The organism is Sphingobium cyanobacteriorum, assembly GCF_030580935.1.
GTDB lineage: Bacteria > Pseudomonadota > Alphaproteobacteria > Sphingomonadales > Sphingomonadaceae > Sphingobium > Sphingobium cyanobacteriorum.
In genome coordinates this window covers 702,247-723,058 of sequence record NZ_JAUQOM010000001.1, presented here as the reverse complement: position 1 = coordinate 723,058, position 20,812 = coordinate 702,247, and the positions used below count along the sequence as shown (strand labels likewise).

The 20,812-nt window shown below is 65.4% G+C and carries 21 protein-coding genes; 4 read left to right on the top strand and 17 right to left on the bottom strand.

What is annotated here, in order from left to right:
• Positions 1–218: 218 nt before the first annotated feature.
• The gene (locus Q4610_RS03570; protein ID WP_304534622.1) at positions 219–575 is read left to right on the top strand and encodes a hypothetical protein; all 357 of its coding nucleotides are present in this window, start codon (positions 219–221) and stop codon (positions 573–575) included.
• Positions 576–577: 2 nt separating this feature from the next.
• Here the strand turns inward: Q4610_RS03570 and Q4610_RS03565 are convergent, their stop codons facing one another.
• On the bottom strand, positions 578–724 hold the full coding sequence (locus Q4610_RS03565) for a hypothetical protein (RefSeq protein ID WP_304534621.1): 147 nt from the start codon (positions 722–724) through the stop codon (positions 578–580).
• 124 nt (positions 725–848) lie between these two features.
• On the opposite strand from Q4610_RS03565, the gene Q4610_RS03560 reads away from it, so the two are divergent.
• On the top strand, positions 849–3,686 hold the full coding sequence (locus Q4610_RS03560; RefSeq protein WP_304534620.1) for a M10 family metallopeptidase: 2,838 nt from the start codon (positions 849–851) through the stop codon (positions 3,684–3,686).
• Between the two features lie 478 nt (positions 3,687–4,164).
• Here the strand turns inward: Q4610_RS03560 and Q4610_RS03555 are convergent, their stop codons facing one another.
• From Q4610_RS03555 to flgB, 16 genes are all read right to left on the bottom strand, one after another.
• Entirely contained in the window at positions 4,165–5,466 is a 1,302-nt protein-coding gene (locus tag Q4610_RS03555; protein WP_304534619.1) for an HlyD family type I secretion periplasmic adaptor subunit, read from the bottom strand.
• Entirely contained in the window at positions 5,463–7,190 is a 1,728-nt protein-coding gene (locus Q4610_RS03550; RefSeq protein WP_304534618.1) for a type I secretion system permease/ATPase, read from the bottom strand. The genes Q4610_RS03555 and Q4610_RS03550 overlap by 4 nt, the downstream gene beginning before the upstream one ends.
• Positions 7,187–8,638 (bottom strand): TolC family protein, encoded by a 1,452-nt coding sequence (locus Q4610_RS03545; protein WP_304534617.1) that lies wholly within the window; start codon positions 8,636–8,638, stop codon positions 7,187–7,189. The genes Q4610_RS03550 and Q4610_RS03545 overlap by 4 nt, the downstream gene beginning before the upstream one ends.
• Before the next feature lie 317 nt (positions 8,639–8,955).
• A complete protein-coding gene (locus Q4610_RS03540; protein WP_304534616.1) occupies positions 8,956–10,005 on the bottom strand; it encodes a flagellar motor protein MotB in 1,050 nt (349 codons plus the stop codon).
• 3 nt (positions 10,006–10,008) lie between these two features.
• A complete protein-coding gene (gene motA / locus Q4610_RS03535) occupies positions 10,009–10,872 on the bottom strand; it encodes a flagellar motor stator protein MotA (RefSeq protein WP_304534615.1) in 864 nt (287 codons plus the stop codon).
• Positions 10,873–10,991: 119 nt separating this feature from the next.
• The gene (locus tag Q4610_RS03530) at positions 10,992–11,837 is read right to left on the bottom strand and encodes a flagellin (RefSeq protein WP_304534614.1); all 846 of its coding nucleotides are present in this window, start codon (positions 11,835–11,837) and stop codon (positions 10,992–10,994) included.
• Between the two features lie 17 nt (positions 11,838–11,854).
• Positions 11,855–13,189, bottom strand: a complete 1,335-nt coding sequence (gene flgK, locus Q4610_RS03525) for a flagellar hook-associated protein FlgK (protein WP_304534613.1) — start codon at positions 13,187–13,189, stop codon at positions 11,855–11,857.
• Positions 13,186–13,524 (bottom strand): rod-binding protein, encoded by a 339-nt coding sequence (locus tag Q4610_RS03520; RefSeq protein WP_304534612.1) that lies wholly within the window; start codon positions 13,522–13,524, stop codon positions 13,186–13,188. The genes flgK and Q4610_RS03520 overlap by 4 nt, the downstream gene beginning before the upstream one ends.
• On the bottom strand, positions 13,524–14,669 hold the full coding sequence (locus Q4610_RS03515; RefSeq protein WP_425262521.1) for a flagellar basal body P-ring protein FlgI: 1,146 nt from the start codon (positions 14,667–14,669) through the stop codon (positions 13,524–13,526). Before Q4610_RS03515 ends, Q4610_RS03520 begins: the two co-directional genes overlap by 1 nt.
• Positions 14,669–15,349 carry a flagellar basal body L-ring protein FlgH gene (locus tag Q4610_RS03510; protein WP_304534610.1) on the bottom strand — a complete coding sequence of 227 codons (681 nt, stop codon included), beginning with the start codon at positions 15,347–15,349 and terminating at the stop codon, positions 14,669–14,671. The genes Q4610_RS03515 and Q4610_RS03510 overlap by 1 nt, the downstream gene beginning before the upstream one ends.
• A gap of 8 nt (positions 15,350–15,357) precedes the next feature.
• Positions 15,358–16,146 (bottom strand): flagellar basal-body rod protein FlgG, encoded by a 789-nt coding sequence (gene flgG, locus Q4610_RS03505; protein WP_304534609.1) that lies wholly within the window; start codon positions 16,144–16,146, stop codon positions 15,358–15,360.
• Between the two features lie 83 nt (positions 16,147–16,229).
• Positions 16,230–16,973, bottom strand: coding sequence for a flagellar basal body rod protein FlgF (locus Q4610_RS03500; RefSeq protein ID WP_304534608.1), 744 nt, complete (start codon positions 16,971–16,973; stop codon positions 16,230–16,232).
• 29 nt (positions 16,974–17,002) lie between these two features.
• Positions 17,003–17,848 carry a flagellar hook-basal body complex protein gene (locus tag Q4610_RS03495; protein ID WP_304534607.1) on the bottom strand — a complete coding sequence of 282 codons (846 nt, stop codon included), beginning with the start codon at positions 17,846–17,848 and terminating at the stop codon, positions 17,003–17,005.
• A gap of 44 nt (positions 17,849–17,892) precedes the next feature.
• Positions 17,893–18,555: a flagellar hook assembly protein FlgD gene (locus Q4610_RS03490; protein WP_304534606.1), complete on the bottom strand. Its 663-nt coding sequence runs from the start codon at positions 18,553–18,555 to the stop codon at positions 17,893–17,895.
• Positions 18,552–18,962 carry a flagellar basal body rod protein FlgC gene (gene flgC, locus Q4610_RS03485; RefSeq protein WP_304534605.1) on the bottom strand — a complete coding sequence of 137 codons (411 nt, stop codon included), beginning with the start codon at positions 18,960–18,962 and terminating at the stop codon, positions 18,552–18,554. Before flgC ends, Q4610_RS03490 begins: the two co-directional genes overlap by 4 nt.
• Before the next feature lie 2 nt (positions 18,963–18,964).
• On the bottom strand, positions 18,965–19,333 hold the full coding sequence (gene flgB / locus Q4610_RS03480) for a flagellar basal body rod protein FlgB (RefSeq protein WP_304534604.1): 369 nt from the start codon (positions 19,331–19,333) through the stop codon (positions 18,965–18,967).
• 241 nt (positions 19,334–19,574) lie between these two features.
• On the opposite strand from flgB, the gene Q4610_RS03475 reads away from it, so the two are divergent.
• Both Q4610_RS03475 and Q4610_RS03470 read left to right on the top strand, forming a co-directional pair.
• On the top strand, positions 19,575–20,243 hold the full coding sequence (locus Q4610_RS03475) for a MotA/TolQ/ExbB proton channel family protein (RefSeq protein ID WP_304534603.1): 669 nt from the start codon (positions 19,575–19,577) through the stop codon (positions 20,241–20,243).
• Positions 20,240–20,749, top strand: coding sequence for a flagellar motor protein MotB (locus Q4610_RS03470; RefSeq protein ID WP_304534602.1), 510 nt, complete (start codon positions 20,240–20,242; stop codon positions 20,747–20,749). Before Q4610_RS03475 ends, Q4610_RS03470 begins: the two co-directional genes overlap by 4 nt.
• The last annotated feature ends 63 nt before the right edge of the window (positions 20,750–20,812 follow it).

Genomic DNA, 20,812 nt, shown 5'->3' with positions numbered 1-20,812 from the left:
CCGGCCGAACAAAGGGCGGTGGCGCCGGGGCATCGCCGGGCCGCGCGGGTTCGCTCTGCGCGCCGGTCCATGATTGTGCGCCTGTGCCGCCCATGATATAACAGGGCATGGGCGGTGATGCCGGTGGCATCAGTCCGCCTGAAGCCGCTTTGCGGTTCGCCGTTCCGGGATGGCGTTGCCCCGTCCCGTTCCCTGCCTGTGTCGTGCGGAGGTGCCCCATGTCCCTGTTCCGCCCTCCATCCCGTGCCGCCATGCTGTTGCGCGCGCCGCTGGCCGCGATCCTGGTCAGCGGGGGCGCGACGCCGGCCATCGCCGGGTCGGCCGGCCAGTCCACCGCCCAGCCCACTGCCCAGTCCACCGACGTGCCGCCCTTGCCGGCAGGCGCCCATGCGCCGCCCGGAACCGGCGGCATCATGGCCGCGCCCGGCGACGCGGAAGCCGCGATCCGGGCCGAATTCGCGGCGATGGAACAGCGCGGGACCGCCGACGCCTACAGGCTGTTCGCGGCGCGGCATCCGGGCCACCCCCTTGCACGGACGGCGGTGCTGCGCGCCGATGCCCTGGCGGATCAGTGACGTTACGGCAAGGCGGCATTCAGCAGGGCCAAGGCCGTAAAATGGCGGTTTTGCGCGATCCGGGAACCGGTCCGTGCCATTTCCCATGCAAGTAAATATAAATATTGCATATTTTTCATCATCATATCGGCCGGTTTAATGTAAGTCATTGAATTTGCTGGATTGCCTGTCTCTTGGCACGGCAGGCAAATAGTGCCATTACTCAGCCCGCAAAGAAACGGTCGCCAACCGACACAGTGAACGTGTCAGCCTCTAGTCCCTTTAGGAGGATGTATGTTCAAGGTTACAGGCAATGGGCCGATCAAATCAAAGTTAACGTCCGACTCATCTTCCGCGCCATCCGGTGCGGCCTTCGGCGCGGCAGATGCGACTGCCGGGAGCTGGACGCTTGCTGACGGATCGCCGATCCGCAACGAAGTGCTGCTGCTCTATCCGCAGGACGTGATGACCCCGCCCGCCGATGCGACGGCGGGCAGTCTGACCGGACCCCAGGAAAATGGCAGCGCATCGACCGCCGTGGCGCAGGCCGCCACCGGCAACCAGTTGATCGACGGCATATTGAGCGGCGTCAAATGGAGCGGCAGCATCAGCTACAGCGATGTGGACCAGGCTTCGGACTATCAGGCCGGCTATAACAGTGATGGTGACGGCGATTCGATCAGCGCCCAGAATGAAGGCTTTTCGGCCTTCACCGCGGCCCAGACGAAGGCGCTGCACACCGCGCTCAATGCGTCGACCTATACCCAGCTTCCGGGCGCCTACGGATTTTCGGTCGAAGGCTTCACCAACCTGTCGATCACCTATGCCGGGGCGGGCGACGGCACCGCGACCATCCGCGCCGCCAACTCCAGCGACCCCGGCACCGCTTATGCCTATTATCCCAATAGCAGCATCTATGGCGGCGATACCTTCTTCGGCAACGCTTATGACAGCACGATCTACACGCTGAAGAACCCGGTCGCGGGCAATTATGCCTGGCACACGATGATCCACGAGCTGGGCCATTCGCTGGGCCTGAAACATGGTCAGGAAACGGGCGGGTTTGGCGCGCTGCCGACGGCCTATGACTCGATCGAATATACGGTGATGACCTATCGCTCCTATGTGGGGGCACCGCTCAGCGGCTACAGCTATGAGCAATGGGGCGCGCCGCAAACCTATATGATGCTCGACATCGCCGCCCTGCAGACGATGTATGGCGCCGATTACAGCGTGCAGTCGGGCGATACCGTCTATACGTGGAGCCCGACGCTGGGCGAAACCTATATCAACGGCAGCCTGGCGATCGATCCGGGCGGCAACCGCATCTTCGCGACGATCTGGGACGGTGGCGGCACCGACACCTATGACCTGTCCAACTATACCACCAACCTGTCGCTGGACCTCAACCCCGGCGGTCATTCGGTGTTCAGCCAGGCGCAGCTCGCCTATCTGGGCAATAATGGCAGCCCCGTCTATGCGCGTGGCAACATCTTCAACGCGCTGCTCTATGAGGGCAACACCGCGTCGCTGATCGAAAATGCCATCGGCGGCACCGGCAATGACAGCATCATCGGCAACAGCGCCAACAATGTGCTGTCGGGCGGGTCGGGCAACGACTATCTGTTCGGCGGCGACGGCGACGACACGCTGAACGGCGGCGCCGGCGACGATGTGATCGACGGTTCCTATGGCGTCGACACCATCTATGGCGGGTCGGGCAACGACACCATCTATGGTAGCTGGACGACGGACACCGTCTATGGCGAATCGGGCAATGACAGCTTCGTCATCCGCCAGGACAGCATCGGCACCGAATATGGTGACAATACCGATGGCGGCACCGGCATCGATGTGCTGGACCTGAGCGACATCGCGACCACCTATGGCGTCATCGCCAACCTGACCAGCGGCACATGGCAGTATAATCCGCTCTATGGTGGTCCCTGGACCATCACCGGCGTGGAAAATGTCTATGGCACGCAACTGGACGACGACGTCACCGGCGATGCCCTGGCCAATGTGCTGAACGGCAATGGCGGCAATGACATCATTCGCGGCGAAGCCGGCAACGACACGATCAATGGTGGCGATGGCGACGATCTGTTGATCGGCGGCACGGGCAATGACGTGTTTGACGGCGGCAGCGGCCGCGACCTGGTCTATGGCGAGGACGGCAACGACACGTTCAAGCTCGTCAACGGCTGGAACGGCAGCTACGGCGAGATCTTCGTTGGCGGTGCCGGCACGGACACGTTCGACATTTCCGGCACGACCGTCACCACATCGACGATCAACCTGACCGACGGCACGTTCAATTACACGCCCGGCGGATCTGGACCTGTATCGCTGTCGAGCGTGGAGAATGCCATCGGTAATGCCGGGGCGGATGACATCACCGGATCGGGCGAGAATAACAGCCTGACCGGCAATGCCGGCAATGACAGGCTGACCGGCCTGGCTGGTGACGACGTGCTGAATGGCGGCGATGGCGATGACGTGCTGACAGGTGGCACCGGCATCGATGCGATGACCGGCGGCTTGGGCAACGATGTCTTCTATGTCGACAATGTCGGTGATACCGTGGTGGAAACATCGACGGGCGGCACCGCCGACCGTATCAACGCATCGGTATCCTACAGCCTGGCCGGCGCCTATGTCGAAACGCTCCAACTGGTTGGATCGACCAACATCAACGCCACCGGCAACAGCCAGGCCAATACGCTGATCGGCAACAGCGGCATCAACACGCTGAACGGGTCGAGCGGCAATGACATATTGGACGGCAAGGCCGGTTCCGATATCCTGATTGGCGGCACCGGGCTGGACGTGATCCGCTTCACCACGGCATTGGGCGCCACCAATGTCGATACGGTGAGCGGCTATAGCGTGGTCGATGACTCGATCGAAATCGACAATGCGGTGTTCACCGGCCTGGCGGCAGGGGCGCTCAACGCCAATGCCTTCTGGATCGGCACGGGCGCGCATGATGCGGACGACCGGATCATCTACAACAGCGCGACCGGCGCGCTGCTGTTCGACGCCGACGGCAATGGTGCGGGCGCCGCGATCCAGTTCGCGACGCTCTCCACCGGCCTGGCGCTGACATCGGGCGAGTTCCTGGTGATCTGATCCACGGTTGCTGGAAACATATGGAAGGGAGCCATCCGGCCGGATGGCTCCCTTTTTTTGTGTGCGCGATGTGCTGGGCGGTAATAGCCAAGCGCTATGATCAGAACCCATTCGTCATTGCGCTTCGCGCGCAATGACGAGCGTGCATCGGTCAGGATCATCGCCTTCTGCTATGCGTGGCTGTGCGGGGCGCGTTCAGCGGCGGTGTGGGTGCTTGCGGTCGGCGCGCTTGGTTCCGCGCGGCGATGGCCTTCCCGTCGGAAGGGGCGGCTGTAGTGGAGGGGTGTCCTGTCATCGAGAGGCGCCACCCCTCCGTTACGCGCTTCGCGCGCGCCACTTGCCCGGCCAGGGGAGGATGGCTGTTGTGCAGCGCGTCAGCACCGGATTTGCATGGCCTGTCATCGTCCATGCAAAAAAGGGGGGAGCCGTCCGACCGGATGGCTCCCCCCTTTTTGCGTTCGTTGCCGGACGTTGGCGCTTATTCGCGGAAGGCGGTTTCCTTCAGGCGGGTGAGGGGGGTGAGGATGTAGGCGAGCACGCTGCGCTTGTCGCCGAGCAGGTTCGCTTCCGCGCCCATGCCGGGGCCGATCAGCAGCTTGCGGCCGTTGCGGTCGGTGATGCCGGTGGCGCTGGTGCGGACGCGGACCAGATAATGGCTTTCGCCGGTCCGTTCATTGAGCACCGCGTCGGGCGAGATCGATATCACCCGGCCCTCCATCGACCCGTAGATCGCGCTGTCATAGGCGGTGATGTTGACCTTCGCCTTCTGGTCCAGCTTGACCGAGGCAATGTCCTTGGCGTCCACCAGCACTTCGACCAGCAGATTGTCGCGGCCCGGCACCATTTCGAGCAGCGGGTCGCCCGGCCGCACGCTGCCGCCCACGGTGGTGACGAACACGCGGTTGACCCGCCCGTCGACCGGCGCGCGCACGATGGTGCGGTCGAGCTTGTAGGCATAGGCCGGCAGCGTCGCCTGGCGCGTGGCGGCTTCGGCGCGGGCGGCGGTGAGTTCGTCGGCGGCGCGGGTGAGCCAGTCGCGCCGTTGCTGCGCGGCGGAAGCCTGCGCTTCGGCAAGGGCGGCGTGCGAGCGGCCCAGCGCGGCGGCGGCGGCGGCCGCTTCGCTGGCCGATACGCTATAGGCATTTTCCGCCTGGAGCAGCGAGCGGCGCGGCTCGATCCCTTCCTGCACCAGCGGGCGGATGAGTTGCAGGTCGGCCCGCGCGGTGTCGCGGGCGGAAATGCGCGCCGCTTCGGCCGCGCCCGCCTCCGCGATCATGCGCTGGGCCTGGGCGACGCGGGCGGTGCCGACGGCGGCCAGGCTGCTATATTCGGCCATGCGCGAATTATAGAGGCTGCGTTCGACCGCGATCTGGCTGGCCATCGCCGGGTTGCGCGGGGCGGGGAAGCGCGGCGCATGGCCGGCAATCTCTGCCTCCAGCCGCAGGATCTTGAGCGAGAGCGAGTCGGCGCTCGACTGGTTGGAGGCCAGTTCGGCGGTCGGCTGGGTCGGGTTCAGGCGCACCAGCGGCGCGCCCTGCTTCACATCCTGTCCGGTACGGACCAGGATGGCTTCGACGACGCCGCCCTCCAGATTGGAAATGACCTGCAATTGCGAGCTGGGGATCACCTTGCCCGCCGCCCGCACGGTGCGGTCGATTTCGGTCAGGGTCGCCCAGATCAGGAAGAGGATGAAGAAGGCGAGGATCGCCCAGAGGAAGATATTGGCCGGGATGGCGGGCTTGATCTCCGCCGTCGGTTCGATGGTGGTCGTGTCGTTCATGCCGCCTTGCCTCGCGTCAGGCGCTGGAGCACGGTGTCGCGCGGCCCGTCGGCGGCGACCTTTCCGGCTTCCAGCACGATGATCCGGTCGACCAGCCGCAGCAGCGAGGTACGATGGGTGATCAGCAGGAAGCTGCGCCCCTGTATCTCGTCCTGCAACCGGGTGATGAGATCGGCTTCGGTCTGCGCGTCCATCGCGCTGCTGGGTTCGTCGAAGATCAGGATCGGCGGCCGGCCGGCCAGAGCGCGCGCGATCGAGATCGACTGGCGCTGCCCGCCCGACAGGCCATCGCCGCGATCGGTGAGTTTGAGGTCATAGCCATTGGCGATCTGGCCCATGAAGCGATGCGTGCCGCTCAGTTCGGCGGCGCGGATCATCTCGTCCTGGTCGACATGCTCGCGTTCCAGGCAGATATTGTCGCGCACCGTCCCTTGCAGCAGCACATTGTCCTGCATCGCCGCGCCGATATGGCGGCGCAGTTCGATCGGATCGAACTGGCGGATGTCGGTGCCGTCGATCATGACGACGCCCTCCTGCGGCTCGTAAAGGCCCAGCACCATCCGCGCGAGGGTGGACTTGCCCGATCCGACACGACCGAGGAAGCCGATCCGCTCGCCCGGCGTGATCGTGATGTTCACGCCGTCGAGCGCCTTTTCCGGCGCGCCGGGATAGCGGAACGACACGTTGCGCAGCTCGATCCGGCCCTGGATATTGGCCGGGTGCAGCGCATCGCCATCCGGCCCTTCGCTGGGCGTTTCCATCAGTGCGTTGATCTGGCGATAGGCGACGCGGGTGGCCGACAGGCGGGAGAGCAGGGTCGCGATCTGCGCCAGCGGGGCGATCGCCCGGCCGCACAGGACCGAGCAGGCGAGCAGCGCGCCGGTGGTGATTTCATGGCTGCGCAACAGGCCGACGCCCACGATGATGATGCCGCAATAGGCGATCGTGCTGGCGCTGCTGGCGACGGTGATGGCGATCGAGGAAATCAGCCGCTGGCCCAGCGAACTGTGCGAATGTTTGTTGAGCGCCAGCCGCCAGCGCCGGCCCAGCATCGGCCCGGCGCCGATCGCCTTGACCGTTTCCAGGCTGCCGACGGTTTCGACCAGCACCGACTGCTTGATCAGGCCGTCGCCCAGGCTCCTGGCCGAGAGGCGGTCGAGCGCGGGATTGGTGACGAGGCCGGCAAGGATCACCAGCGGGATCATGGCGAGCGGGAGCAGCACCAGGACGCCGCCGAGCAGCGCGATCACCGTCAGCGTCACCAGGATGAAGGGCACGTCGATGATCGCGGTCAGCGTCGCCGAGGCGAAGAAGTCGCGCAGCGTTTCCAGTTCACGCATCAGGCCGGTCAGCGCGCCGGTCGACCCGCGCCTTTTGTCGAGGCGCAGCGCCATCAGCTTGGCGAACAGGGTGTCGCCCACTTCATAGTCGATATTGGCGCCCGCGATGTCGACGAAATAGACGCGCAGCAGCCGCAGCACGAAATCGAAGATGATGACGATGCCAAGCCCGATGCTCAAGCCCACCAGCGAGGAGGAGGCATCGTTCGGCACCACCCGGTCATAGACCGTCATGGTGAAGAGCGAGGAGACGAGCGAGAAGATGTTGATCATCGCGGCGGCCGCGCCGACCTTGATATAGGTCTTGCGGTTGCGCAGCATCGGTTCGATCAGCCAGGGGGCGAAACGGTCCCGCGTGGTGGCGAGCAAGGGCTGGTCGGTCACGGTTTTGCCATCCTGTCGAGAGGGTCGACCCTGATACCGAGTTCGGCGAGCAGCAGGCCGCTTTTCGCCAGCAGGGCGAAGCGCGACACATCCCGTTCGGCGAGCGTCTGGATGAAGATCGTAATGGAGTAGAAATAGCTGTCTTCGGCGTAGAGCAGGTCGGTGACGCTGCCCTGCGCCGCTTCGAACCGGGTGGCGACCACGTCGCGGGCGGCGCGATTGGCGAGATAGCCGGCCTGGGCGGCGGCGAACTGCGCCTCCAGCCCCTTGAGATCGGCCAGCGCCATCTGCGCGTCGCGCAGGGTTTCCTGCCGCACGCGCTCGGCATAGGCGTTCGCGGCGTCGGCGCGGGCGGTCGCCTGGTCCGCCTTGGCATTGATGCCCGCGCCAAGCTGGGCGCGCACGATGATGCGGCCGCGAATGTCATAGTCGCCGGGATTTTCGAACACGCCATAGCGCCCGGCATCGACACCCGCCGCGATGGTCGGCAGCCGTTCGGAGCGGGCGGCGCGGGCGTCCTGGCGGGCGCCGCGTGCTTCCGCCTCAGCCCGCAAGACGACCGGGGATTGCAGCACCAGCGCCTCCAGCGCGTCGGGCGTATCGATGTCGGGCCGGGGCAGGGGCGCGCGGCCCAGACCGGCGGGCGCATCATGCCCGGTCAGCGACCGATATTGCGCCTCCGCGCTCGCCCGGTCGCGGCGGAAGCCGGCGAGGCGGGTCTGGACGTTGGCGATCGAACTGTCGATGCGGGGAAATTCGCCGCGCGCCGAAAAGCCGTTGGCGATCCGCCGGCCGATGGCCGCGCGCAGCCGTTGCTGCCGGTCGACATATTCGACAGCCGCCTGCTCCATCAGGCGTTGCGCCAGGATCGAATACCAGGCGGTGATGGTCCTGATCGCGACATCCTGGCCATAGCCCTGGGTCGCGGAGCGGGCGGCCTCGACCCGCGCATTGCCCGCGTTGATGCGGCTGGATGCGGCGCCGAAGTCGAGCAGGCGCTGGCGGATCGAGGCGGTGGCGTCGGTCCGCCCCTGCGGCCGCGACCGTTCGATGATGTTGCCGATATCGTTGGCGAAGTTGCGGGCGAGCGATCGGTTGGCGTCGACCGACAGGTCCACGGTCGGGAACAGCAGCGAGCGCGCCTGCACGCGGGCAGCCTGCGCTTCCCGTTCGCCGGCGCGGGCTTCGTCGATCAGCGCATTATTCTGGACCGCCGCCTCCACCTCCGACCGGAACAGGCTGTCGGCGGTCGTGCTGTTGGCGAGGGCCAGGAGCGGATCGTCCTGCGCCGGGGCGGAAAAGGGGCGCGGATTGGGCGGCACCACCAGCCGGTCCTGCGCGGCGATGGCCAATGGATGCGCGATGCCCAGCAGGGCGACCAGCGTTGCAGCCTGGCGCACCCGGCGGCGGCCATGGCGAGTCGAAAGATCAAAAATCAACAAACGCACAGTACCCCAACCGCGCAGAAATCCCCGCATTCCGACCAAGGCGGACCCCAATAGGGCTGACCTGACCAAGAATGTCGTTGTCATGCCCGATCAGGGTGGAGAGCGCAACTTGAGCTGCGACCAAATGAAAAAGAAACGGTGAATGTCATCTATGCCGGCCATGCGGTAATTGATCGGCGGTTCTTGCAGGGTCTGGTTTGTTTTCCTTTTCATTGACCATGAAGTCCTTTGCGAACCCGGCACACACATCCTGTCCTGCAAGGCTGGACAGAGGCCCGCGCCTGCTGTCGCAAGGCGGGCCTTTCCGGTCCGGGGCGTCAATGCTTGCCGGGCTTGTTCGACGTGCCGGGCGCGGTCGGGTTGACCAGATGGGCGCCGCTGGGAAGGCCGGTGCCGCCCATGTCGAGCTTTTGCGCCTCGGTCCTGGCGACCCTGGTGGGATCGTCCCGTTCCTTGATCGCGGCTTTGGTTTCCTCGTCCATGTCCGCATCCGCATCATTGCCGCCACCGCGGGTCCAGCCCAGGATGATCGACATGCGCCGGTTGCGCGGGTCATAGGCGTCGGTCTTGATGAAAGGCTCGCGGTCGGCGACGCCTTCTATGCGGGCGAAGCGATCATTGCCGATGCCGGTTTCCGCCAGCGCCTTGCGCGTCGTTTCGGCGCGGGCGGAGGACAGCATCCAGTTGTTCATCGTCCGGCCCGACGCATAGGGCAGGCCGTCGGTATGGCCGCGCACGATCAGCGGGTTGGGCATGGTCTGCAATGCCTGCGACACTGCGGCGATCAGGGCGCGCGCTTCGGGGACAAGCTGGTCGGTGCCCGACCGGAACATCGCGAAATCGGCTTCGTCGATCAGGTCGATGCGCAACCCTTCGCGGGTTTCGGTGAAGCGCACATTCTTGCGCAGCTTCGCCAGGCCCTTTTTGGCCATGCGCTCTTCCAACTGTTTCTTGATGCCTTCGAATTTCTGCCGGTCGGCGGCGCGCAGCGCCTTGCCGCCCTGGTCCTTGGTGCCGGTGGCGTCGCGCGGGATGGTGATGGAGAGGTTCCCCTGACCGCCGGTGGTCGGGTAATTTTCCTTGCCCATGATGCTGTCGCCGCCCATCAGCCCGGTCGAGCCGGCGGACGCCATCTTCAGTTCCACCAGCGTCGGGGTGAAATAGTCGGCCAGCGCCTTGCGCTGCTTTTCGGTGGTCGCGCCCAGCAGCCACATCAGCAGGAAGAAGGCCATCATTGCCGTCACGAAATCGGCATAGGCGACCTTCCAGGCGCCGCCATGATGGCCGCCATGCCCTTCGACGATGATCTTCTTGACGATGATCGGCCTTGGTTCAGGCTCGTTCGCGCCGCGCTTTTTCTCCGCCATGGCTTATTTGTTCCGCATGCCGTCGAACACCTCGGCAAAGCCGGGCTGGTTGGCGTGGATCAGGCTGGAGCGGGCGGCTTCGATCACCAGCGGCTGGGGATGGCCGTGCAGCGAGGCGATGATGATCTGCTTGACGACATGATAGATGGCGCCGTCCTGCTCGATCACCGCGCGGCAGCGATTGGCGAAGGGGTTGACCATGCCATAGGCGAGCAGCACGCCGAGGAAGGTGCCGACCAGCGCCGAGCCGATCATCGCGCCCAGAATCGCGGGCGGCTGGTCGATCGACCCCATCGTCTTGACCACGCCCAGCACCGCCGCGACGATGCCCAGCGCGGGCAGCGCGTCGGCCAGCCCCTGAAGATTGTCGGCGGGCTTGAGCGCTTCGTGATGATGGGTCTTGAGGCTGTTGTCCATCACATCCTCGACCGCGTGCGGATCGAGCGTGCCGGACGACACCACGACCAGGCGCAGCGTATCGCTGATCAGGTGGATCAGCGTCTTGTCCTTCATCAGCCTGGGATATTCGGCGAAGATGGTGGAGGTGCCCGGATCCTCGATATGCGGTTCGAGCGCCACCGGCCCTTCGACCCGCAGCGTCTTCATCAGTTTGGAGACGAGGAAGATGCAGTCGAGAAAATCCTGCTTCTTGTATTGCGGCCCCTTGAACACCTTGGCCAGGCCGCCGCCCAGCGCTTTGAGGTCGGCCCCCGAATTGCCGATGATGAGTGCGCCGACGGCGGCGCCGCCGATGATGAGCATTTCATGGGGAAGCGCGTGCAGGACGGGGCCGATGTCGCCGCCGGTGAACACGAAGCCGCCGAACACCATGCCGAGCAGGACGACCAGGCCGATGATTGGAAACATGAAAATCCCCGAAATAATGACCCGAAGGTCCAGGCCGATGCGGCATCGCGCAGGATGCCCGTCTGATGGTTAATACGGCCTGGTTAGCGTGCGGTTTAGGACACCCCCTGTTTTTCCGTTCATCGGATGAGGTCGAACAGGGTTTGCTGGTTGATCCGGGCGAAGGCCGACTGCGCCGCTTCCAACTGGAGCAGTTGCGACTGCACCCGCGAGATGACTTCGGTAAGGTCGGTCGATTCGATGTCGGCCCGCCTTTCGGTGAGGTCGGTGTCGATGTCGGTGAGGCGATTGCCGATGGTTTCCAGCCGGTCGCTGCGCACGCCCTGCCGGGCCTGCTGGACGGTGATATGGCCCTGCGCCGCCTGCACGCCTTCGAGCGAGGCGGCGATGGCGGTGTCGTCCTTGCTCTGCACCGCGGCGATGCCCTGTGCCAGGATGGCGTCGATCGACATGTCGGTGCCGTTGACGTCGATGCCTTCGGACACTTCCTGCTTCGTGCCGACGACCGCGAGGTTGAGGCCGCGGCTGACCGGGACCAGCACGCTTTGCTGATCGTCGAACACCGATGTGCCCTGATAATCCTTCTGGTTCAGCAATTCGCCGATGGTGGTGCGGATGGTCGACATTTCCTCGACGATCGCGGCGCGGCTGGTATCGTTCAAAGACCCGTTGCGGGCCGATGTCACCAGTTCCTGCGCGCGGGTCAGGAGATTGTTGATTTCCGTCAGATTGGCTTCGGCATTGCCGGCGCGGGTCGTGCCATAGCTGACATTGGCCTTCCAGGCGGCCTGTTGCGCCTGGGCGCGGCCGATATCGGACACCTGCACCCAGGCGAGCGCATTGTCCGACGCCTTGGTCAGGGAAATGCCGGTGGAGATGGCGGTCTGGCCATCGGTGATGCTCTTGGACAGTTCGCGCTGGCGGCGGACTTCGGCGAGGAGGGTCTTGTTGGTGATGGCTACCATGGCTCAGCCCCTTCGCATTACATGATGTCGAGGATGGATTGGATCGTTTCCTTGGCGACCTGCAATATCTTGGCGCAGCCCGAATAGGCCTGCTGCACGCGCAGCAGGTCGGCCGCCTCGGTGTCGAGGTCGACGCCGCTGACCGCTTCGCGCGCGGCGATCGCCTGATCGTTGCGACTGGTCGCGGTCTTATATTCAGCGTTGGTCGAGGACAGGAGGCTGGCATGGGTCGCGACCAGCGCGGTCCAGGATTGTTCGACGCTGCCATTACCGCGCAGCACCGAATTGACCGTCAGCAGGTTGCCGTTGAGCGTGCCATCGGCCGATTTGGTCGCGAACCGGGTCGGATCGGTCAGGATCGCGCTGATCGTCGTCGCGCTGGTGCCCGCCAGCAGCGGGCCGCCGGCCGATCCGTCATCGGTCACGCCCTGCGCATGCCAGGCGTTCATGTCGGTCACGAATTGCGCGGCAAGATCATCGAGGTCGCTGCGGCGGTCCGCCACGGTGCCGGCCGCGGCGGTCAGGCCGCCCAGCGTGCCGCTGGCCGGGGCGGACAGGGCGGTGCCGTCGGCCAGGCTGAACGCCAGGGTGCCGTCGTCATTGGCGGCGACCGACAGGCTGGTGGCGGTGATGCCGCTGACCAGCGTTTGGCCGCCGAAGCTGACTTCCGCACTGTCATGCGCGCCGAAGCTGATGGTGACGTTGAGGTTGGAGGACAGGTCCGACAACGCGGCGTCGCGACTGTCGAGCAACTGGGCATAAGCGGAGGTGCCCGGCTGCGCGCGCAGCAGGCTGTTGTTGATGTCCGCCAGCGAGGCGAGTGCATGGTTGACCGTATCGACCGAGCTTTGTGCTTCGGTCGCGATCCCGCTCGCGATATTCCTGAGGTCGTTGGCGGTCTGGTTGAAGGACTGGGCGACGCGACCGATGCTGTCGAGCGTGGTGACGCGCAGCGACGTGTCGCCGGGGCTGGCGGCCAGCTTGTCGATATTCTGGTACATGTCGGTCATCAACTGGCCGATGCCGGTGCCGGTGTCGTTGAGCGCGGTTTCGGTGTCGCTCAGCCAGCGCTGCCGGGCGACGGCGCTGCCCAGCGCCATGGCGGTGGCGCGCACGCTGGCGTCCAGATAGGGATCGGTCGCGCGGTCGATGCTCGTTACATGGGTGCCGCCGAAATTGGCGCGCGCGGTGTAGGTCGCCATGGTGGCGGTGGACGAACCGGATTCGGAGGTCGTCACCGTGCGCCGGGCATAGCCGCTGGTGCCGGTGTTGGCGATATTCTCCGAAATCGCGGCCATCGCGGTGCGATAGGCCCTGGTGCCGGACGAACCGATGATGAAGAGGTCGCTCATGCGGCGCTATCCCGATACCGGGCGGCTGCATTCGGGGCGTCGGGCGCGGCCGGCGCGTCCTTCACCCGGTCGCCAAATTGCTGGATCAGCAGCGCCGCGATGCCCATCGCGCCCTTGCCGGCCATGGCGTCGGCGGTGCGGGCGTCGGCCATGTCCTGAAATTGCTGGGTGGCGCTGGAATCGCTGATGCCTTCGGCCAGGCTGGCCGATCGCATCGCGCCGATCATCTGGCGCAGGAACACGGCCTCGAACTGCTGCGCGACTTTCTGGAGCGCGGCCTTGTCCGAAAGGCCGGGCACGGGGCCGGTCGCGGAGGTTGTCGTCGTCACCTGCATCACAGCACCACCAGTTCGGCTTTCATCGCGCCCGCCTGTTTCAAGGCTTCGAGGATCGCGACCATGTCCGCCGGGGAAGCCCCGATCGCATTGACCGCCTTGACTATATCGGCCAGCGACGCCCCGCCTTTAAAATTAACCATCGGTTTCTTTTCCTGGTCGATGCTGATGCTGCTCGACTGTTCGGTCGCGGTCTGGCCCTGGCTGAAGGGCGCGGGCTGCACGACGCGGGGGCTTTCATTGACGCTGACGGTCAATTTGCCATGGGCGACGGCGGCCGGATGAATCCTGACCGCGCCATTGATGACGACGGTGCCGGTGCGGGCGTTGACGATCACCTTGGCAGGCGCTTCGGCGGGCGAAATCTCGATATTTTCGATCATGCCCATCATCATGATGCGCTCTTCCGCGCCCGGTATGGCGTCGATCGCGACCGACACGGCATCCATCGCGCGGGCGCGGCGATCGCCAAAGGTGCGGTTGATGCCGTCCGCCACCCGCAGCGCGGTGGTCAGGTCGGCTTCGGCCAGGTTGAAGGTCAGCGTCGGCGCGGTGTCGAACCCGGTCGCGACCGCGCGCTCCACCGTCGCGCCGCCGGGGATGCGCCCGGCCGAGGGGATGTTGACCGATACCTGGCTGCCGTCCGCGCCCGATACGCCGAGGCCACCGACGGCGAGATTGCCCTGCGCCATGCCGTAAATTTCGTTGTCCGCGCCGCGCAGCGGGGTCATGATCAGCGTGCCGCCGCGCAGCGACTTGGCCTTGCCCAGCGCCGACACGGTGACATCGAGCCGCTGGCCGGGCTTGGCGAAGGCGGGAAGGTCGGCCGTGACCAGCACCGCCGCCGCATTTTTGAGCGCCGGGTTGACGCCCTGCGGCAAGGTGAGGCCGAAGCGCGAGACGACGCCCTTCATGCCCTGCGTCGCATAGTCGAGGCTGTCGTCGCCGGTGCCGGCCAGGCCCACGACGATGCCGTAGCCGGTCAACTGGTTGGGGCGCACGCCCTGGAAGCTGCCCAGATCCTTGACCCGTTCGGCATGGGCGGGGGCGGTGACGGCGAAGAGGGCGATGCCGACGGCCAGCCACCTTCCCTGAAAGGGGAGGATGGAACGGAGGCGAGCGAGAAGGGTCAAGATGCGCTCCATCAAAACGGGCTGATGGCCGAGAAGAAACGCTGCAACCAGCCCTGGCGGCTGGCGTTGGCGATTTCCCCCTTGCCCTTGTAGATGATCCTGGCGTCGGCCACGCGGGTCGATGCGATGCGGTTGTCCGGGCCGATATCGGCCTGGCGGACGAGGCCGCTGACCTGGATGAATTCGTCGCCACGGTTGAGCGTCAGTGCCTTTTCGCCGCGCACCATCATGGTGCCGTTCGGGAAAACCTGCGCGATCGTGACCGTGATCTCGCCGCTGAGCGCATTGGACTGGGTGGCGCCGCCCTTGCCGCTGAACTGGTTGTTGCCGCCCATGGCGACATCGCTGGCGGAGAAGAGTTTGGACAGGATGCCGGTGCTGGGCGGGGTCAGGCCCAGCGAGCCGTCGCGGCTGGTGTCCGCGCTGCTGCTCTTGGAAGCCTGCGTCCGTTCAACCAGGACGATGGTGATGATGTCGCCCACGCTGGTGGCGCGCGCGCCGCTGGTGAGCGGGGTGTAGCCCATCGACGCCTGGAAGATCGAGCCATTGGCCTGCGCCACCGGCGGCTGGGCGACGATGGTGGGCGCATAATATTCGCGCTCGACCTCGCGCTTCTTGCGGGCGGCATCGACGGGCGAGGCGGCCAGCGCGATCAGCGAGGCGGCGACGAGGAGGGCAAGGGAAATGCGCATCAGTCCGATCACATATTCTGGTTGGCATATTGCAGCATTTCGTCGGTCGCCTTGATCATCTTGCTGTTGACCTCATAGGCGCGCTGCGTCTCGATCATGTCGACCAGTTCCTCGACGATGTTGACGTTGGACGTTTCCAGATTGCCCGACCGGATGACGCCGCGCCCGTCGAGGCCGGCGGCGCCGACCTGGGGCGTGCCGCTGGCGGCGGTTTCGACCAGCAGGTTGCCGCTGATCGACTGAAGGCCCGACGGGTTCATGAAGCTGGCCAGTTCGATCTGGCCAAGCTGGGTCGGTTCGCTTTGCCCCTGGAGCGTCGCCGACACGGTGCCGTCATTGCCGATGGCGACGGAGGTGGCGCCTTCGGGCACGGTGATCTGGGGAATGAGGGGCAGCCCGTCGCTGGTAACGACGGTGCCTTCGGCGGTAACGCTGAAATTGCCGGCGCGGGTATAGGCGATGGAGCCGTCCGGCCGCTGCACCTGGAAATAGCCCGATCCCTCGATCGCCATATCCAGCGCATTGCCGGTCTGCTGCAACGTGCCCTGCGTGTTCATCTTGCTGGTGCCCTGGAGCGAGACGCCCGATCCCAGGTTAAGGCCGGTGGCGAACTTGTTCTCGCTGTCCGAATTGGCACCCGCCTGCACGATCTGCTGATAGGCCAGCGTCTCGAAATCGGCGCGGTCCTTCTTGAAGCCGGTCGTGTTGACGTTCGCCAGATTGTTGGCGATCACGCGCATCTTCGTGTTTTGCGCGTCGAGGCCGGTGCGGGCGACATGAAGGGCGGCGTTGCTCATCGTTCATTTCTCCGTGGCGCGTCCCCGCAGGGATGCTCATATGGTCAATTAAGCAAGATGCGTGCCAATATTAACCATCCGCTTTAGCTGTCGAGGCGCATCAGCGATGCGCCGCCGTCATCCAGTTGCTTGGCGGTGTCGATCAGCTTGATCTGGGTTTCCCAGGCGCGGCTGGCCTCAATCATCTGGACCAGCGCCTGGGTCGAATTGACGTTCGACCCCTCGATCGACCCGGCCGTGACGCTGGCGAGCGGGTCGGATGGCAGCGCGCCGCCATTGACTTCGCGGAACAGGCCGTCCGTGCCCTTGGCGATGCTGGAGCCGGCGGCGGTGGTCAGTTTCAGCCGGTCGACCTGTTGCGGGTTGGCGGGGTCGCCGCCCAGCGGCACGCCCCAGATGCCGCCATCGGCCGCGATCGATATGCTGTCCATCTGCGGCAGGGTGATGGGGCCGCCTTCGCTCAGCACGGGCAGGCCGTCGCCGGTGGTGAGCAGGCCGCTGTCGGAGACTTTGAGGTCGCCCCGGCGCGTATAGGCTTCGCTGCCATCGGCGGCCTGGACGGCGAGCAGCGTGTCGCCGTTCATCGCCACGTCGAGCGGGTTGCCGGTTTCCGTCACCGCGCCCTGCGTCATGTCGGCGGCGATCACCTGTTCCGATGCCTGGGCGCGGGTGTCGAACGTGTCGCCCTTGATCCAGCGCGTTTCGGCATTGGCGATTTCGGCGCGAAAGCCGACGGTGTTGGCGTTGGCGAGGTTGTTCGCGATCGACGCCTGCCGCGCCATCGCGCCGCGCATGGCCGTAAGGGCCGTGTTGACGAGCCGGTCCATGGGCTGACCTTTCTATGCCGGGCCTGGTATCAGGTACGCATGTTGACGATGGTGGTGGTCAGCGTGTTCGCCGCCTCGATCGCCTTGCTGTTCGCCTGGAAATTCCGCTGGGCGGAGATCAGGGCCACCAGTTCTTCGGTGATGTCGACGTTGGAATGTTCCAGCGAGCCGGAGCTGATCGCGCCGTACATGCCTTCATTGGCGGTGCCCAGGATGGGGTTGCCACTGGCCACGGTCGAACTCCAATGCGCGTCGCCTTCCTGTCGCAGCCCTTCCTGGCTGTTGAAGGAGGCCATCGCGACCTGGCCCAGATAGACGGTGCTGCCATCGGCATAGACGGCCGAAACCAGGCCGTCCTTCGCCACGGCGACGCTGGTGAGCTGCGCGCCGTTGGCCTGATCCTTGTAAGTGGTCGGGACTTGCAGGTCGGTCAGGTCGGCCGGGGTGGTGGTGGCCGTGGGCGTCGTGGTCTTGACGCCGGTGTCGGGATTGACCGCGAAAACCTGAACCCGCGATCCGGTGCCGTCGACGACATAGCGGTCATCATCCACCGCCATCGCGCCGTTGCGGGTGTAGCCGACGGTGCCGTCCTCCGCCTTCACGGTGAAATAGCCTTCGCCGGTGATCGCCAGGTCCAGCGTCTTGTCGGTGGTTTCGATCGTCCCCTGGGTGAATTGCTGGTTCACGCCCTGCACGCGCACGCCCTGGCCCGCGGTCTGGTTGGTGGTCTGCATCGGCGCGGCGGCGAAGATGTCGCCAAAGGACACGGTGCTTTTCTTGAAGCCGGTCGAGCCGACGTTGGCGACGTTGTTCGAAATGGCGGACAGGTCGGTCTGGGCGGCCTTGAGGCCCGACAGCGAGGTATAGAAGGACATGGGCGTTGCTCCCTTGGGTCAGAAGGATGAAGGGTGAAAAGACATTACATCAGGCTGATCGCGTCGGACGGGCTGTAGCTGCCGAGCGCGGTGATGAGTTTGGACGAGGAACCGTCAGCGGGTGACTGGACGGCGGCGATGGTGGCCCAGGTCGCGACCTGGCTGGTGGTGCCGCCATTGACCTTCACCTGAAGGGCGGAACTGGCGACGCTGGCGCCGGTGTCGTCCTTGCCATCCCAGTAGAAGGAGGCGGTCGCGCCGGCATCCTGCGCGCCCAGGTCGATCGTCCTGACGACATTGCCGTCGCCATCGACCAGATCGATGCTGACCGCATCGCTGGCGCCCGCCAGCGTGATCTGCCCGGCATAGGAGCCGGCGGAATCGGGCACGGCGACATTGCTCTGGACCAGCATCGCCTTGCCGATCCAGCTTGCCGCATCGCCCAGCCGCGATCCGCCAAGATTGGCGGCAAGCGACTTGAGCGTGGCGTTCATCTCGGCAATGCCGGACGAGTTGGTGATGGTCGCCATCTGCGACACCATTTCACTGTTGTCGACGGGGGCGAACGGATCCTGATATTGCATCTGCGCCGTCAGCAGGGTCAGGAAATCGGCCTGGCCCATTTCCGACTTGCCGGTGCCTTTCTTGGCGTTGGCATTATAGACCGACAGGCCGGCGCTGTCGGTCACGGTCGATGTCGCGGTCATTTGCCGATCCTTATGGTTTCCAGCATCAGGGATTTGGCGGTGTTGAGCACCTGCACATTATTCTGGTACATGCGGGCGGTTTCGATCATGTCGACCATCTCCGCATTGCTATCGACCGCCGATTCCCAGACATCGCCATTGGCGTCGGCCAGCGGATGGTTGGGATCGTGGCGCCTGGTCGGCTGCGCGCTGGTGGTCACGACATTGGCGACCTTGACCGTGGACACGCCGGGGCTGTCGGTGACGGACTGGAACACCGGCTTGATCGCGCGATAGGCTTCCGCCGCGCTGCCGGTGACATTGCCGGCATTGGCCATGTTGGAGGCGGTGGCATTCAGTCGCACCAGTTGCGCGCTCATGGCGCGGCCGGCGATATCGAAAATGTTCATGGGACCGGAGCTGCTCATGCTCATTCTCCCTTCAGCGCGCGGTTGATGGTATTGATGCGCCCCTCCAGGAAGGAGAGGGTCGTGCGATATTTGACCGCATTTTCAGCGAACAGGGTCTGTTCGGTGCTCAGTTCGACGGTGTTGCCGTCCAGGCTGGGTTGCAGCGGCACGCGATAGCCCATGGCGGCGCTGGCGGCCTGGGCCACATCGGTCGGCGTCTTGCCCGCCTGGCGCGTCGCGTCGCGGAGCGCGGCCTCGAAATCGATGTCGCGGGCCTTGTAATTGGGGGTCGATGCGTTGGCGATGTTGGACGCGAGCAGCGACAGGCGCTGCGACCGGAGCGCGAGCGCCTTTCCATGTATCCCGAACAATGTGTCTTCGACCGACATTGGCAATTGACCCTAAAGCTTTCGATCCATCCGCCGTTCTGAAGCCTGATGGCGTCTTCTGCGGGTGATCCAGCCTGTAATCAGCAAGAGCCGTGCCAATTTGCGTGGGTGACGCATCGGCAGCGCGGAAAGTCGCGGGAAACGGGACGTTTGCGGTGAGGAGCGGCAAGGGCGGCAATTTTTTGCCGGTCGGCGGCAGGGCATTGCCGTGGCCGGTGGAACGATGGGGATTTGGGCTTTCATGATCGCGATTTTCGGCCATTTGTTCGATCCGCTGACACTGTTGGCGATGCTGGGCGGGATCGTGCTGGTGGCGCTGTTCCAGAATGGCGCTGGCGCGCTGGCGCGCGCGGTCGCGGCGCTGGCGCCGCTGCTGACCGCCGATCCTTCGCGTGATCGCGATGCGGCGCGCGCCGCCATGCTCAAGATCGATCAGGTGGCGCAATTGCGTGGCCTGTCCTGCACCGACCGGGTGAAAACCGCCAGCGTGTTCCTGACCGAAGCGGCGCGCAAGCTGGCCAATTGCGACCGCATCGACATGTTCGAACTGTGGGCGGCGCAGTCGCTGGCCGACCGGGCGCAGCGCCATGGCGCGGTGCACAAGGCCTGGCTGTCGATCGCCGACGCCGCGCCCGCGCTGGGCATGGCGGGCACGATCATCGGGCTGGTCGGCATGTTCGCGGCGATGGACGATCCCGCCACGCTTGGTCCCGCCATGGCGCTGGCCCTGCTCACAACCTTTTACGGCGTCGTCATCGCCAACCTGATCGCCGCACCGATCGCCGCGCGGCTGGCTGACCTGTCGGAACGCGAACTGGCCTGGCAGCGCGAGGCGGTGGACCGGATGCTGGGGATCGCGCGGCGCGAACATGCGCCGTTGCGGCGGGCGTCGATCCGCGAGGTCGCATGACCAGCGCGGCCGCAGCGCCCTCATCCGCCACCGCCCGGCGCAACCGCTGGGCGGTGAGCTTTGCCGACCTGCTGCTGCTGCTCCTCGCCTTCTTCGTGCTGCTCCAGGCCAGCGGATCGCGCCGCGACGCTATGCTGGCGCAGGTCAGCCGCCAATTTGGCGGGCGGCCGATGGCGCAGGGCGTCGACCTGCGCGCCGCCGACCTGTTCGCGCCGGGCGAGGCGCTGTTGACGCCGGCGGGCGACGCGCGGCTGGGCGATGTTGCGCGCCGGTTCGGCAAGGGTGCGGGCGGGGTGGACATTCGTAGCCATGGCACCGACCCGTCGCGCCAGCGCTTCGACGAATGGGATCTGGCCGCCGCCCGGCTGGGCGCGGTCGCGCGATCGCTCAAGGCCGACGGCATCGCGCAGGACCGGCTGCTGATCCGGGGGCTGGACCAGGCCGATGGCCAGAGCGGGCAGGGGCAGGTGATCCGCATCGCGCCGGGAGCCGCCAAGGCCCGCTGAGGAAAACTGGCACGGATATTGCTGAGCTGAGCGGCATAGACTGTCCGCCTGTTCAGGAGACAT

Coding starts and splice junctions, on each gene's coding strand:
- Q4610_RS03570 (WP_304534622.1), top strand. CDS start 219: ATGTCCCTGTTCCGCCCTCCATCCCGTGCCGCCATGCTGTTGCGCGCG.
- Q4610_RS03565 (WP_304534621.1), bottom strand. CDS start 724: ATGACTTACATTAAACCGGCCGATATGATGATGAAAAATATGCAATAT.
- Q4610_RS03560 (WP_304534620.1), top strand. CDS start 849: ATGTTCAAGGTTACAGGCAATGGGCCGATCAAATCAAAGTTAACGTCC.
- Q4610_RS03555 (WP_304534619.1), bottom strand. CDS start 5,466: ATGAACGACACGACCACCATCGAACCGACGGCGGAGATCAAGCCCGCC.
- Q4610_RS03540 (WP_304534616.1), bottom strand. CDS start 10,005: ATGGCGGAGAAAAAGCGCGGCGCGAACGAGCCTGAACCAAGGCCGATC.
- motA (WP_304534615.1), bottom strand. CDS start 10,872: ATGTTTCCAATCATCGGCCTGGTCGTCCTGCTCGGCATGGTGTTCGGC.
- Q4610_RS03530 (WP_304534614.1), bottom strand. CDS start 11,837: ATGGTAGCCATCACCAACAAGACCCTCCTCGCCGAAGTCCGCCGCCAG.
- flgK (WP_304534613.1), bottom strand. CDS start 13,189: ATGAGCGACCTCTTCATCATCGGTTCGTCCGGCACCAGGGCCTATCGC.
- Q4610_RS03520 (WP_304534612.1), bottom strand. CDS start 13,524: ATGCAGGTGACGACGACAACCTCCGCGACCGGCCCCGTGCCCGGCCTT.
- Q4610_RS03515 (WP_425262521.1), bottom strand. CDS start 14,669: ATGGAGCGCATCTTGACCCTTCTCGCTCGCCTCCGTTCCATCCTCCCC.
- Q4610_RS03510 (WP_304534610.1), bottom strand. CDS start 15,349: ATGCGCATTTCCCTTGCCCTCCTCGTCGCCGCCTCGCTGATCGCGCTG.
- flgG (WP_304534609.1), bottom strand. CDS start 16,146: ATGAGCAACGCCGCCCTTCATGTCGCCCGCACCGGCCTCGACGCGCAA.
- Q4610_RS03500 (WP_304534608.1), bottom strand. CDS start 16,973: ATGGACCGGCTCGTCAACACGGCCCTTACGGCCATGCGCGGCGCGATG.
- Q4610_RS03495 (WP_304534607.1), bottom strand. CDS start 17,848: ATGTCCTTCTATACCTCGCTGTCGGGCCTCAAGGCCGCCCAGACCGAC.
- Q4610_RS03490 (WP_304534606.1), bottom strand. CDS start 18,555: ATGACCGCGACATCGACCGTGACCGACAGCGCCGGCCTGTCGGTCTAT.
- flgC (WP_304534605.1), bottom strand. CDS start 18,962: ATGAGCAGCTCCGGTCCCATGAACATTTTCGATATCGCCGGCCGCGCC.
- flgB (WP_304534604.1), bottom strand. CDS start 19,333: ATGTCGGTCGAAGACACATTGTTCGGGATACATGGAAAGGCGCTCGCG.
- Q4610_RS03475 (WP_304534603.1), top strand. CDS start 19,575: ATGATCGCGATTTTCGGCCATTTGTTCGATCCGCTGACACTGTTGGCG.
- Q4610_RS03470 (WP_304534602.1), top strand. CDS start 20,240: ATGACCAGCGCGGCCGCAGCGCCCTCATCCGCCACCGCCCGGCGCAAC.